Below are 12,769 nucleotides of genomic sequence, written 5' to 3'. Positions count from 1 at the left end.
TTTTTTATAATTCCTTTTTTTGAATTTAAGACAATCCCAATAGCTACAGGTTTGTAACCCATTATAGAAAGCACCTACGAAGACAGGATAATATACCCTGAAACCGTAGGTGCTTTTTGTTAAACAAAACTTCAATTTAACCCTCAACATGCTTACTTTTGTAAATTGAAGGTGAGTTCTTCGTTGAATGGAGTGCCTGTGGAGTTTAAATCATTTCAAGCTCTGTCTTTTTCTTACCCACATGTACACTACTATTGAGCCTACTAAAGCAATAACCAAACTTATTATTGTTATACTCATATAATTATTCGCAGATGTACCGGAGTTAATGACCGGATAGCCACCCGCACCGTCTACTTCTGGATCAACTCCTTGGGATTGCACATCTTTTAAGAAATCAATCGTCTTGGAGGAATCCCATAGCTGATTATTATCCATACCTCCCATGAGTGATTTTTTCTCAGTAGGTACATCTGGTATATTTACTTCTTTACCATTGATCTTCACGGCCAAATAACGGATATTTCCGTCCTTGATTAATACCGGATTAAGCGTGTCTACGTCAGTAGATAAGGATTTTGTCATCGTATTTAAGGACGCATCCAACCTGGATGCATCTCCTCCTGCAAGAACCACTCTGAACTCACCTTCGAATTGTTCTATACTAAGAAATGACTTTCCTACACCGCCCGATTGCACAATAAAGTCATACTGTCCTGTCGGCTTAGACACATCAATCAGACTGTCAGATACTTTTTTAAACTTCTCAGAGTCAAATAAGTATACTTCGAAGCCAGGGCCTAAGGTGACAGACTTAACTTCTTCTTCATTTTTATAACCATATCCCATAGGATCGTCTAATACCATTTTTTTAAATTCATCCAATCCTTGTCCTTTCGCAAAGGTCTGTACATCTTCAGGCACATTGCTGGCATAACTACTTGGAGCGATAATGTAACTGACCAATAGACCCATACATATCATCATTAAAATTCTCATATATTTCATGATTATAGACCTCCTCAGCTAATCCTTATTGATAATGCCAAAAGTCTTTAAGTCCCCATCTCCACGTTCTTTCTGCTCCCGTACCTCCGTTAAATTTAGAGAATTCCATTGAAGTTTTCACACCATCCCAAGGATCTAGATAATGCATATAATAAGTATATGTTGGAGTATTACTATAGCCATAAATAGCCACTGCATGACCAACAAGAGCCGTAGGACTATTCCATTTCCAGCTCACATATACGGGGCGCCCTCCATCAATCTGACTTTTCACTTGGGCAACATTCAGATTACCTGAGTAATAATTAGATGATACTCCATAGTCATGCATTCCACTTTGGGCTTCTACTGTAGATGCCGATACATTTGTACAAGAACTGGTTGACTTTACTTTCTTAACGAAATCGCATTGATACACATTTTTGTTAGCCATGAATTTAAGAACACTTGAACTAACTGCTGCCCAACACCATTCACTCTTCTCTTGCTTTGCAATAGGATATGATGGCAAATCAGTAGAAGCAGCATAAGCTTGTGACACAAAAGAGAGTGTAAATATTAGTGCAAATACGGAGAATAAAAAAGTTCTTCAAGATTTCATTTTAAACCTTCCCCCTCATTTCATTAGAATTGAATAAATTTGTTAAAGTGTGCTTATCTACCTCAATCTTTTTTGTTCCCCTCCAATCCAAACCCTCCATAGTCATGTTACCCACACTGTATATAACGAGTTATTAATCATAAATTTTTCCTTTTTTTAGAATATATTTTCAATTTAAGTCCAAAAAAAGTAGCGCAAAGCTTATCCATCATTTGAGGCTTGTTGCAGTGTGCCTATGATCGGATATAGGATGCCAAGTTCAGCAAAAATATTTTGAAAAAAGAATGAAACATAACGCACTAACTGTACTCCATGTGGATGTGACAACGATGCTCCGAGTGAGAGAATTCTTTTACCTGACGTGCAGTTGTGGGATGAGATTAACAACGATGATTTGTCAGATCACATCTGATCATCTCCGGTATTTTCCTAATTGTCACGGATGAACATGGTGTTCCTTATCTAGAACTGTTGAGCGACTCCCCATGGAAAGCATGGAAGACGTACGGATTGCGTTACAAGTTGGTGTCGATACCATTGGGCACGGTTCCGAAATGGACGACGAAATCATTCGTTGGTACCAAAATAAACCCATCGTCGTTCTTCTTCCTAACCTTAGGCTGCATCATTGGACAACTGATTAATTTCGCGAACATCTTGTCCAACATCATGACCAGATTCTCGTCCAATGGCTTAAATGAAGGATTAACTGTCGCCATCTCGTTGTTGTGCGTGGGGTCGATCCCTATTCTGGGGCCACTACAAAGTGCGTTACAGGGGGATAATACCTTTTTGCAAATCAATACGATCTTCTCGGGCATTACGCCATTGATTCTAGCATCCACCTTCGTGATCGGCATCATCTTCAGTGTTAAACCTGCTGCCTGCCTTATTTATCCCTATCTTTTTGCCGTAGCTTCATGTGTAATATAAACCTTAAATCACCCATCCATGATGGGGTACATACATAAAATTAACAATACGTAACGCAGAGTTATAATTACTATATTTTACATTTATAACATATAAATTCACACTCCAAGAACAAATATACAATAAACTTCAATTACTGGAGGAGATGAATATGAATACCCTAGAACTACCAGTTACATATCCATTCATATCGGTATATCCCAAACATGCTATTCCTTTTTCTTTTTTGACCAATCGTGACAGCTTTGAGCCCTGGCTAATGAGTAACTACATACAATTAAAATGCAGCACAACATTCATGACCCATCCCACAGATGCTTTTGATTTCTTTACGGTTTACCCTGAATTTTACGAAACCCCACCTTTGCAAACCGAACGATTAGTATTGGAAACTGTACAACGCATTCAACCAAACTTTACGGAGTTCATTCAAAAAAGCTTGATGCAGGGGAAGTATATTTACACCCATTTAGATGAATTTTATATTCCCGACACCCCTTCTTATGGTAAAAATACGAGCCCACATGCCAATCTAATCTATGGATTTAATGACCGTGATCGAACATTTAACATTGGCGGTTACAATGAGAATCTAAAATATACGTTTAAAAAAATCAGTTATTCTCAACTAGAAGAGTCCTCTAAAAGTATTGTTCATATCGTTCAAAATCAATCTCCAGAAATTTGGCATGACTTTTATAAATTTATATATATGATTAAATACAGAGAACTTACACATTATACGTTAGACGTTCAATGGATGATTGATCAGTTGAAGGATTATTTGAGTTCAAGTAATTCGAGTGGCCGTTTTAGAGGATTTCTGAATAAGTCGGACGATTTCTACGGATTAGAAGTATATGACAAATTGATTGCTTATTACAAAGATAAGCCGAATAACTCTGATTTAAAACCGCCTCATTTGATCTGGGAACACAAAAAGCTGATGCTTATGCGTATTGAATATTTAGTCTCAAATCAAATTATTGCGAAAGACCAAGCTTTGACTAAAGTCTATGCCGAGTTAATCCAGTTATCAAAAACTGCTCAAAATATTCTAATAAAATACAGAATTCTAGAGGATGAACAACTACTTAATAAAGTGATTAACATCTATGAGGAAATAAGAGCAAAAGAAGAAACCAGTCTTCAGAAGCTCTTAAGTTTGTTTTAGTTGATATGTTTTTTCGATAAATCAATCATTCAATCCTTTGCCCTCCAGGATCGGCTGCATGTACTTCTCGATTCGTGACACTTTTGTTTTGGATTGCTTCGGTTGTGAGAAATAATAGAGATATGCCCGCTGCCGTCCAGGTGTCAGTGCTTCAAATGCAGCTTGGAAAGCAGGATTCTCATCGAATTGCTGTTGAAGTTCCTCGGGAATGCTATATTCAGCAGTCTTTTTCATCTCCACTTGCAAGCCGGCTTGTTCCACTTCAATCGCTTGCTGGATATAGGCTTTGATCATAGCCTCCTGCTCCACTATCTGCTCCAGACTGGTGAAGCGAAGCTGGCGCTCTGCCTGTACATTCTCCGTTTGCTGGACCAAAATGCCATGTGGATCCTTCAGCAGAGCACCTTTGAAAAACAGAATGGCCACGTAATCTTTGAATCCATGGATTAGGACGATGTTTTTTCCATCCAGTATGTAACAAGGATGCATCCATTTCATATCTTCTATCAGTTCAAAATCCCGAATAATCTCTCTCAGCTTCGCGGATTCTTCCTTCCACGTTTTGAGTTTTCTTAGATAGCCGTCAACTTTGCGATTCCCACTTGTATCCGTCATGGAGAAACACCTCTCTTTATCTCATGGTTTTATAGGATTAATTGTACTGGTTTTCAAGGGATTGTACAGCGTTGCTTACAGAGCTTTTATTGACCTTTCTACTACGCATTAAACCTTGGCAGCAACAAAGAGAGTGTCTTCGGAAATGGAATATCAACGGTGGCGGATTTGATTATCCGTAAAACGAAAAGGACCCATAGACAATCTATGGGCCATTGCAAATTTACTTCTCTACACGCACGATAACTCAACCTCTCTGCAGATTCATTTTCAATCGATCCAATTGTAAAAAATGATGTCTGTAGTGCATCTCTATCAACAAAAACCACTCCTGAGCGTTTAGGGCTCCTAACGCTGGATGGAGTGTTTTGTTGCTTACGGACGATAGGCGTAAATCGGCTTCCGTACTCCTCATCCGTTCCACAACCATGTGAAGCCCAGCGATTAAAGACTCCATGCTCTCGGGTAGTTTCGGGGTGTTTTGAGGGGTAGTAGGAACCTTAATAGGCACGGGAGGAAATTGTTCTAATTCAAATATCTGCCTACCCCATTCTGTTTTTTCCCCATCCAAGTTTAATGTCGAATCATTGCTGCTCAAACATTGCTCAATATTAGGCAGATGCATAGATAGCGCGGATTGAATCAAGTGTACATACATCTGTCCAATGGACCATTCCTCTTCATCCTCTTTTTGATGCAACTGCTCCATATCGAATGCGTTCAGTTCTGCCACATATCTCTCTACTGTAGTTTCAAAAGACTGTAGTACTTCCATTGTACTTCTCATACTTCAAGCAGCTCCTCTTCATCCGGGATAGGTCAAGTCCAAAAATTGTCTATAACTTCGCCTCTGTTAATTGTACAACAGATTCCCGGTTAGGCAATATCCGAATCACCCGCTCTGAGGTAACAACAACACGGCAATAGCATTGTCAAATCCAACCTCCAAAATGGGCATCGCTCTTGCCGCTTTTCCTCGTGGAGTGTCTCGGGCGTGGCATCCAGAATGTTACGCATGAAGTGTGTTTAGTACCACTGCCAAGTTTTCTGGAGACTTTTTCACACAATTATATGGACTCAACGCTGTGATATACCAAAATAAAAAAAAAAAAAAAACACTGCTGACAGGTGTAGGTATCAGTAGTGTTTCAAGATGTTTTTGGCTACTTCCTGCATTCGGAAGCGTAAAGACTCCGGCTCCAAGACCTCGATATCCCCACCCCAGCCAAGCAAATAATGCAAGATTTCCTCCGGATAACGGACACGAAAATGAAAAATGACACCTTCCTCTTGCTCCTCAAATGCATCCATATAAAAATGAAGGGCCTCCATAGTTTTGTCAGCAATTTCAGGTTTAGCCCGAATTAATACTTGTTCGTTCCGATCATCAGAAGGTCGATAACTGTTCAGATCAAAATCAGGCGGCAACAGGAAGTGTTCCTCCAGCTCTGAAAGTTCAGTCATGCGTGACAAACGAAAATGACGGATGTCTTGCCTTAGATCACAACGTGCAATTAACACCCAATTCTCCTGAACCAGTGAGAGTCCATAGGGTGAAACCTCACGCATATTATACCGATTGCCATCCGTTCCTGGCATTTTTTTCAGGTACATAAAACTGATTTTACGTTGATCCAGAATGGCATTACGTATCTGGTTAAGGTATGTTTTCACCCGCGCTCGGGTTAAAGGTTCAACCGTATGAAGCAATCGCATCGTTTCCCGTACACGTGTGGATTCGTTACGAACGGATTCAGGTAAAATCGCTTCAATTTTTCGTTGAGCCGACTTAGCCTCCATCGCGTATGCTGTATCCAATCTCTGCTCAATAAAATCAGCTCCCATAAGCAGGGATACGGCTTCTTCTGCGGTGAAACTTACCGGGGGTAGAAAATATCCTTCCATGAGGGAATACCCATGACCCGGAGCACCCATAATCGGAACACCAGCTTCACTTAATGCCTGAATATCTCGATATATCGTACGTACACTTGTCTCCAATTGAGCAGCTAAATCTTCTGCTCTTAACATCTTTCTTCGCTGCAATTCAAGCGTAATCGCAAGCTGCCGCTCCGTTTTGTTCATTCTCTAAGCCCCCACCGTTTCATCATCCAAACCTAACTCATTCTATCACAGTAACTTGCCCTTTCGTCTCATGAATTACAGCAATACCTATCTCCACTTTATTTTCAAACTGGAAAAATAAGATAAATATACCGATAATGTTGAAGATGGCAAACAACGCAAAGATCATTATTCATTGAAGGAGTTGTACACTTTTGAAAAGATTCTATCCAGGTTTTGGATTAACGATCAGAGATTGGGTGGATATGCAAAATAGTATCGAAGAATATTCCGTAAGCGATGAAGGGATCGTCTTGTATAAAGCACAAGGCACCCCTGTCCAACCACCTTGGATATATGTGAGAAAAGAAAACCATCAGGGTTTCCGATATAAAATCCCGCAGCTTCCCTGGAAACTATAAAATTATAGTCTCACTCGCTCAATGGTAACATATCCCGACTTTTCGAGTTGTTTAATTGGATGATTACGACACAATTAATGAAAGAATGCGGCTTCTTAGATTAATCGAAAAAGAACAGGGGTGTTCCATAAGCCATAAACACAGTTAGGAACAACCCCTCCTTTTTTCAGTAACTTAGATTGTTGCAAATACCTTGTCGAAACCTGCTTTCGACTTGGCGAACAACTCACTGGAACCTAGATTCGATGCTGGTGCCAAGACTTCCTGAGCCACCACACCATTGTAGCCAATTGCCTGCAGATTTTTCAGAAACCCACCCAGATCAATGACCCCTTCGCCGGGGTACAAACGCGCATAATCCAGCAATTCTTCAACGGGCAGATCGTAGGCATCATTAATATGAACATGAACAACCTGTTCTTTCTTCAGCTTCAACAGATCTTCCATCGGTAGACCATTCGTATGCCAGTGATAGGAATCTACGAGCAGGCCTACATTGGGCGCATGGATGGTCTCGATCCATTCCAGAGTATCCTCCACACCCCAGATAAATGGATTCTTCCATTGCGTCCGCAAATGATGACAGCCAACAAACTCTAGACCCAACTTAATCCCGTAAGCGTCCAAGATATCTGCGCAGAGTCTCAAGCGTTTCGTAGCCGCCGCCATAAATTGTGCTGCCGGTTGATCCGTTGAGGGTAAAATATACGTGCAGCAGCTGTAACAGTCCAGCGAAGCAGAAGCTTCTGCCATAGCGACCAACGATTGCAATCCCTCACGGAATTGTTCATCTGTTGTCCGCCACTCCACTGTCAGACCCGATGAACCGATGATCACCTGATTGCTTTCCAGCAGATGTTGCGCCCGTTCTTTGCCATACGTTTCAATCAATGAGAGCGGATTCAAATCTACAGATCCGAATCCGTGCCTGGCCGCCTCTGTGATATATTGTTCATCAGAGTCGATGTTGCCCAGCCCCGCATTCGTTAACCCTCTAATCATCCCAATCTCCTCCTGTCACTCGTCTGGAATTACAGTTTGTCCAACCCTTTCCTGTCCCCTTAACCAACACATGGGTTTAAACAGGTATTATTTTATAATAACAGTACTCTCTCAAAAAGAAACCATACTGTCCCATTCATGAAACCTCAAATTTATCGTTAAACAACAATAGACCCATTCAAAAATTAAATGAATGGGTCTATCTATCGGTTATACCTAGTATTTAATTATTGGCCGAGCTGTGATTGATATTCGTATTCAAGTACCTGTTTCATCATTTCCAATTCCATCGTTTTCAACTCCGTGATTTTATCAAGCATGACATCATACTTTTTGTATACACCCTGCTCCATGATGAATTGATTGATATACATGACCAGATTACGGAGTTTTAAAGCTTCGCTAACCAGCTCTTCCAACCTTATTTTTATCGAAGGATCAGGAAGATAGTCAAGTATGGCTTGAGCAAGCAGTTGTTTATGTTCGTAAAGCAGGTGAAAAGGATGTATAGCAAACGGCTGATTTTGCATTCCTTCCTTCTGCATCCCCAGCATATCAATCATCTTATCGTATATTTCACTTCCAAGATAACGGTGATCCTTTCTCAGAATACTGCGAACTTGATTAGTCTCTCCTACGTATTCTTTCAAAATATTCATTAGATCCTCTTTGGAGAACTGGAGAACCGTTTCATAATAATATTCACTGGGTTCCTTATACTCATCTGTCTTTTCAATGGCCCATATTCCGTTTAGGTAATCCGTAGACCATTCAGCATCGAAATTCGAATCTTGAATAACAGTGATCTCATCATAGGGAAGCCATTTCTCACCATAGAATCCATCCCAAAAATCATGGCACAGAAACTCTTTACGATCCGAATCGAATCCAGAGATGAATACCTCATGTTTACCACCGCCAGGAATATTTCTCAGGAAATAAATATAATTATTCTTTTGAATTAGTTCCACTATAAAATCTTGCAGTTCCCACTGTTTTAAAATCATATCTCTATCGTACACCCTTGTAATCAACATGGGGCATGTCGACATTTTGAATTTGTGCCAAGGATAATACTGTGAACAGACGTCCAATCCATAGCCTCCTTCATCATTGTGATGCAGGATGACCAATAGATAATTATGATAAATCCAGCTACGTGAACGCTTGTCCAAATCCAGCATGGAAAAGAGACTCGCGTGATGTGGGTAGGTAGTCATTAAAGGCTCGTTCACTTGCAATTTTTTAATCATGACTGATCTCCAATCCTGAGCAATTTATTAAGTTATGCTTCTCCAGTTCATGAATGGCTTCCAGCTTGCTTGTGAATTTTCTCCACTGATTATGTGTCATATTTTCCCGATATACCGCCTTCGCCAGCACATTACGTAACTCACTCCAATGATCCTGTATTGCCTGAGCAGCAGAAACAAGATCGGTATGATGTTCATATAACCGTTGCATACGATAGGTTTCGACCTTTTTGGCATTCACAATGTCTACAATGGATTGTAGAACAAGTTCAGCATAGGCCATATCAGGCGAATCTTCTTCATTGAACTGATACGTCTTCTGTATGAAGGACAGGAGATGACTCAGTTCCTGATTAATCTCTCCCGGTGTAACCCGCACATGATCAATGAACATGTCACGCAGTTCTCCCAGCATGATGCTGTTTCTTTCATGTGAAGCAGCTTCACAAGCTGAAAATGCGTAGAACGTGGGTACTTCTTCTTCCTCCATGAAAAGCCGTACGAATCCTTCGTAAGCTTGTACTATATCATTCATAGGCATCTCCATCGGTTGATACGTGAGATTGTCCCGGTGATCATGTTCTATTACATGGAACACTTGCCGCTGGAGATCATACCCATAGATTAATAAGGAATGAGGCCAGTGGGTACGTAAATACATGTCTTTGCGCAAGGACTCGTAATAACAGTCCACTCGGATAATTACTGGGCGGTTCAAATTAACCGCCTCCATAATCTCTTTTCGTACATCCTCGCTGTATGTCTTCGTTTCATAAGTTATCCCCATACGCTCAATTAGCTGGTCATCTGATAATACAGCTTGATACTCTAATCGGAGTATGCCCTGATGTTCATCGAATCTATAGTGCATTCGGTCGTTGATCATCACAGGCAATACACCAATAGAATAGAAGTTCAACACGGGAAAGAGTGAATTATAGAAGCAGTTTTTGTAAAAAACATCATTAAAAGCCTCTATTCCTGCGATGATAACTATTGGCCTATGGGAATGATGTAATATAAGATGATCCGCTTCCGCCATTGCCCCGACTTCTTCGGTAAATTGGTCCACCGCACCATCTGTCTCTGGCATATCCTGCTCTTCAAGAAGTATCTCTTTTTCAGAGTTATGCTCATCCGCTTCATACCCCTTGTTTCGGAGCACTTCAGCCAGTGATGCAATAGTCTCATGCCGGATCACTTCATCAGCATTAAGCGGAATACTCTGCCTCTCCATATCGGCCTCAAGTTTGATGACATTCAGTGAATGCCCCCCAATTTCGAAGAAACGGGCATGAACGTCAATCACTTTCAATTGCAAAAGATCCGACCACAATTCGGCGAGCAACTGCTCTAATGCATTGCGTGGAAGTGTAATATCCGTCCCTTCTCCCTGTAAGAGCAAGGGATCTGGAAGAGCTTTTCGGTCCAACTTCCCATTGGCCGTATATGGCATATGATCCAACATGGTGTATCTGGAGGGCAACATATATTCAGGCAACTCTGTCAGCAAAAAAGATCGCAATTGGTCCTGATTGATACTTTGGCCCTCCGTTACTGTGTAATAGGCACATAACAGTGACTGCCCATCCTGATCTGGCCGAACTGTGACCGCAGCAGCCGAGATAGCCGGGTACTGGAGCAACCTGTTCTCGATCTCCCCTAGTTCGATCCGATAACCACGTATTTTCACTTGGAAATCGGAACGACCCAGATACTCCAGATCCCCATTAGCATTGAGACGTGCGAGATCTCCCGTTTTATACATATAAGCGCCTTCATGAAAAGGATCCTTTACAAACCTCTCGGCTGTAAGCTCAGGTCTGTTCCAATAACCTCTGGCTACTCCATCTCCTGCGATGCATAACTCTCCCGTTGCTCCGATTGGCATATGCCGATGCCGCTTATCCAGAATATAAATACGGGTATTGGCAATCGGATGACCAATCGAAATTGTCGTGGTAGGCGAAAGTTCCTTAATGCTCGACCATATTGTTGTTTCTGTGGGACCATACATATTGTAGATGCGGGCAGTGGTCATCCCCGCGACCTCCTCATACAAGGCATACGGTAGAGCTTCCCCTCCGATCATCAATATTTGAATCACGCTCCATACCGGTGAATCTGCTGTAAGCCCAATCTGAAGCATCCGCAGTCGAGAAGGAGTTATTTGTATTAATTCAATGTTGTGAGTATCAATTAGATGCGCAATACGGCTTGGACTTAACTGATCCTCCTCTACCGCCATGATCAGAGTTAACCCGTTAGCGAGCGCCCCAAGCGTTTCCAGTACAAAGATATCAAAGGAAAATGTTGTGAGGGCGAGAATTCGTTTGCCAGCTTCAAAAGAAATGCTGCGGGATACACCTTCCACAAAGTTTCTTAGTGCCTGATGTTCAATCATGACCCCTTTTGGCCTGCCTGTAGATCCGGAAGTATATATCAAATAAGCCAACTGCTCCGACGAAACAACTGGCAGTGAGATATGTTGGTCATCCCATTCTTCCATGCGAGAAATATCGATTATTTGGCCTGTGTATATGAGTGAGCTGATCAGATCGGGCTTCGTTAGCAAAATCGCTGCCTGGCTATCCTCCAGCATGAACTGCAAACGATTATTTGCATACGCGGGGTCCATTGGCATGTAAGCAGCCCCCGCCTTAAGTACACCCAGCATAGCCAAGAGCATGTCTTCCGATCGGGTTAACAGAATTCCTACAATGGCACCTGATCTTACTCCTTGAGCTAGCAGATATTTCGCAAGTTGATCTGATTTGCAATCCAAGCTTCGATAGGTAAGGATATTATCTCCGAAGATCACTGCGGGAATGTCCGGCTGTTGCGCAGACCAAGACTGGATCATCTGGATGATCGAACGAGCTTCAGGAAAACGTATCTCCGTATCATTCAGATGTTGAATAACCTGGTCTTCCTTGCGCGAGAGCATCTTTATATGATGTAATCCCTCATCTGGGTTGGCTGTACACAGCGAGAGCACACGTATCAGATGGTCTACAATCTGTTCAATGGTTTCTGGAGAATATAATGCGGCATTGTAATTCATGCGTAACGTCAGCCCCACTTTAGACATTTGAAGTGAAAACACCATATCGGCTAGGGGGGCTGTTTCCTGTAGATTATCCTTCATATTGTCCATTCGAACCACAGTGGCCACCCTTGGCAAGTCTGTCGCCTCATGACCAAGCAATTCAAGAATTTTCTCCAGCGAAAGATGATTAAACTTTTTGGCTGTTCCCACAAGGGTCCTGAGCTGAAGAACGAGTTCCTTAAAAGAACACTCTTCACCAAAATTGATGCGAATAGCACGTAGTTGACTTGAATTTGCTGCACCAGACGAAGCGGGAATACCTACAGTTATATCGTCATTGTCCAGATAACGGTGTAACACGTAGGTGACACCTGCCAGAAGAAGAATAAATGCCCCTGCTTCGGTGTTCCCGGAAATGCGAAAGATTTGTTCTGAAACAGAGTGAGGAAATGCAAGTTGCATCTCCTCAAACACTTGCTCACCCCATATTCCCCTCGTTTTTTCACTAGGGAACATGCTGAATTGAAGGTCCCCTGAGAGATGGTTTAGCCAATATTGCTTCTCCTCTTCGAACTTTCGGCTCGATAATAGCAAATTTTGCATGAATGCACCTGGCTCTGCTGACAATTAGCACGCCTCCCATTCTCT

The 12,769-nt window shown here is 41.7% G+C and carries 11 protein-coding genes and 1 pseudogene; 2 read left to right on the top strand and 10 right to left on the bottom strand.

Features of this window, described 5'->3' with window-relative positions; genetic code table 11:
* Positions 1 to 210 precede the first annotated feature (210 nt).
* The 3 genes from J7E78_RS11200 to J7E78_RS29350 all read right to left on the bottom strand — a co-directional run bounded on the left by J7E78_RS11200 (position 211) and on the right by J7E78_RS29350 (position 2,280).
* Positions 211 to 1,008, bottom strand: a complete 798-nt coding sequence (locus J7E78_RS11200; RefSeq protein ID WP_215076274.1) for a hypothetical protein — start codon at positions 1,006 to 1,008, stop codon at positions 211 to 213.
* 25 nt (positions 1,009 to 1,033) lie between these two features.
* On the bottom strand, positions 1,034 to 1,549 hold the full coding sequence (locus J7E78_RS11195; RefSeq protein WP_215076272.1) for a papain-like cysteine protease family protein: 516 nt from the start codon (positions 1,547 to 1,549) through the stop codon (positions 1,034 to 1,036).
* Positions 1,550 to 2,124: 575 nt separating this feature from the next.
* Positions 2,125 to 2,280 (bottom strand): hypothetical protein, encoded by a 156-nt coding sequence (locus J7E78_RS29350; RefSeq protein ID WP_251034970.1) that lies wholly within the window; start codon positions 2,278 to 2,280, stop codon positions 2,125 to 2,127.
* On the opposite strand from J7E78_RS29350, the gene J7E78_RS29995 reads away from it, so the two are divergent.
* Positions 2,267 to 2,542, top strand: a complete 276-nt coding sequence (locus J7E78_RS29995) for a DUF554 family protein (protein ID WP_397330540.1) — start codon at positions 2,267 to 2,269, stop codon at positions 2,540 to 2,542. The two genes, J7E78_RS29350 and J7E78_RS29995, sit on opposite strands and share 14 nt — an antisense overlap.
* Before the next feature lie 151 nt (positions 2,543 to 2,693).
* Entirely contained in the window at positions 2,694 to 3,716 is a 1,023-nt protein-coding gene (locus tag J7E78_RS11185; protein ID WP_215076269.1) for a hypothetical protein, read from the top strand.
* Positions 3,717 to 3,737: 21 nt separating this feature from the next.
* Here J7E78_RS11185 and J7E78_RS11180 read toward each other — a convergent pair whose 3' ends face one another.
* The 7 genes and pseudogenes from J7E78_RS11180 to J7E78_RS11155 form a co-directional block, all read right to left on the bottom strand.
* Positions 3,738 to 4,331 carry a YdeI/OmpD-associated family protein gene (locus J7E78_RS11180; protein ID WP_215076268.1) on the bottom strand — a complete coding sequence of 198 codons (594 nt, stop codon included), beginning with the start codon at positions 4,329 to 4,331 and terminating at the stop codon, positions 3,738 to 3,740.
* A 247-nt stretch (positions 4,332 to 4,578) separates the two neighbouring features.
* Positions 4,579 to 5,118, bottom strand: a complete 540-nt coding sequence (locus J7E78_RS11175) for a DinB family protein (RefSeq protein WP_215076266.1) — start codon at positions 5,116 to 5,118, stop codon at positions 4,579 to 4,581.
* Between the two features lie 52 nt (positions 5,119 to 5,170).
* A pseudogene (locus tag J7E78_RS29990) lies at positions 5,171 to 5,304 on the bottom strand (IS256 family transposase); the annotation flags it as partial.
* A gap of 164 nt (positions 5,305 to 5,468) precedes the next feature.
* The gene (locus J7E78_RS11170) at positions 5,469 to 6,416 is read right to left on the bottom strand and encodes a helix-turn-helix transcriptional regulator (protein WP_215076264.1); all 948 of its coding nucleotides are present in this window, start codon (positions 6,414 to 6,416) and stop codon (positions 5,469 to 5,471) included.
* A gap of 575 nt (positions 6,417 to 6,991) precedes the next feature.
* The gene (locus J7E78_RS11165) at positions 6,992 to 7,819 is read right to left on the bottom strand and encodes a sugar phosphate isomerase/epimerase family protein (RefSeq protein WP_215076263.1); all 828 of its coding nucleotides are present in this window, start codon (positions 7,817 to 7,819) and stop codon (positions 6,992 to 6,994) included.
* Between the two features lie 227 nt (positions 7,820 to 8,046).
* The gene (locus J7E78_RS11160) at positions 8,047 to 9,072 is read right to left on the bottom strand and encodes a hypothetical protein (protein ID WP_215076261.1); all 1,026 of its coding nucleotides are present in this window, start codon (positions 9,070 to 9,072) and stop codon (positions 8,047 to 8,049) included.
* Positions 9,065 to 12,748 (bottom strand): non-ribosomal peptide synthetase, encoded by a 3,684-nt coding sequence (locus J7E78_RS11155; protein ID WP_215076259.1) that lies wholly within the window; start codon positions 12,746 to 12,748, stop codon positions 9,065 to 9,067. Before J7E78_RS11155 ends, J7E78_RS11160 begins: the two co-directional genes overlap by 8 nt.
* Between the last annotated feature and the right edge of the window lie 21 nt (positions 12,749 to 12,769).

The sequence above is a fragment of the Paenibacillus polymyxa genome, from assembly GCF_018614975.1.
Taxonomy (GTDB): domain Bacteria; phylum Bacillota; class Bacilli; order Paenibacillales; family Paenibacillaceae; genus Paenibacillus; species Paenibacillus polymyxa_E.
This window is presented reverse-complemented; position numbering and strand designations above follow the sequence as displayed.

What these genes read in the sequence shown, in the direction of transcription:
- J7E78_RS11160 (WP_215076261.1), bottom strand. Translation starts at nt 9,072, where the DNA reads ATGATTAAAAAATTGCAAGTGAACGAGCCTTTAATGACTACCTACCCA.
- J7E78_RS11165 (WP_215076263.1), bottom strand. Translation starts at nt 7,819, where the DNA reads ATGATTAGAGGGTTAACGAATGCGGGGCTGGGCAACATCGACTCTGAT.
- J7E78_RS11175 (WP_215076266.1), bottom strand. Translation starts at nt 5,118, where the DNA reads ATGAGAAGTACAATGGAAGTACTACAGTCTTTTGAAACTACAGTAGAG.
- J7E78_RS11170 (WP_215076264.1), bottom strand. Translation starts at nt 6,416, where the DNA reads ATGAACAAAACGGAGCGGCAGCTTGCGATTACGCTTGAATTGCAGCGA.
- J7E78_RS11185 (WP_215076269.1), top strand. Translation starts at nt 2,694, where the DNA reads ATGAATACCCTAGAACTACCAGTTACATATCCATTCATATCGGTATAT.
- J7E78_RS29350 (WP_251034970.1), bottom strand. Translation starts at nt 2,280, where the DNA reads ATGATGTTGGACAAGATGTTCGCGAAATTAATCAGTTGTCCAATGATG.
- J7E78_RS11200 (WP_215076274.1), bottom strand. Translation starts at nt 1,008, where the DNA reads ATGAAATATATGAGAATTTTAATGATGATATGTATGGGTCTATTGGTC.
- J7E78_RS11180 (WP_215076268.1), bottom strand. Translation starts at nt 4,331, where the DNA reads ATGACGGATACAAGTGGGAATCGCAAAGTTGACGGCTATCTAAGAAAA.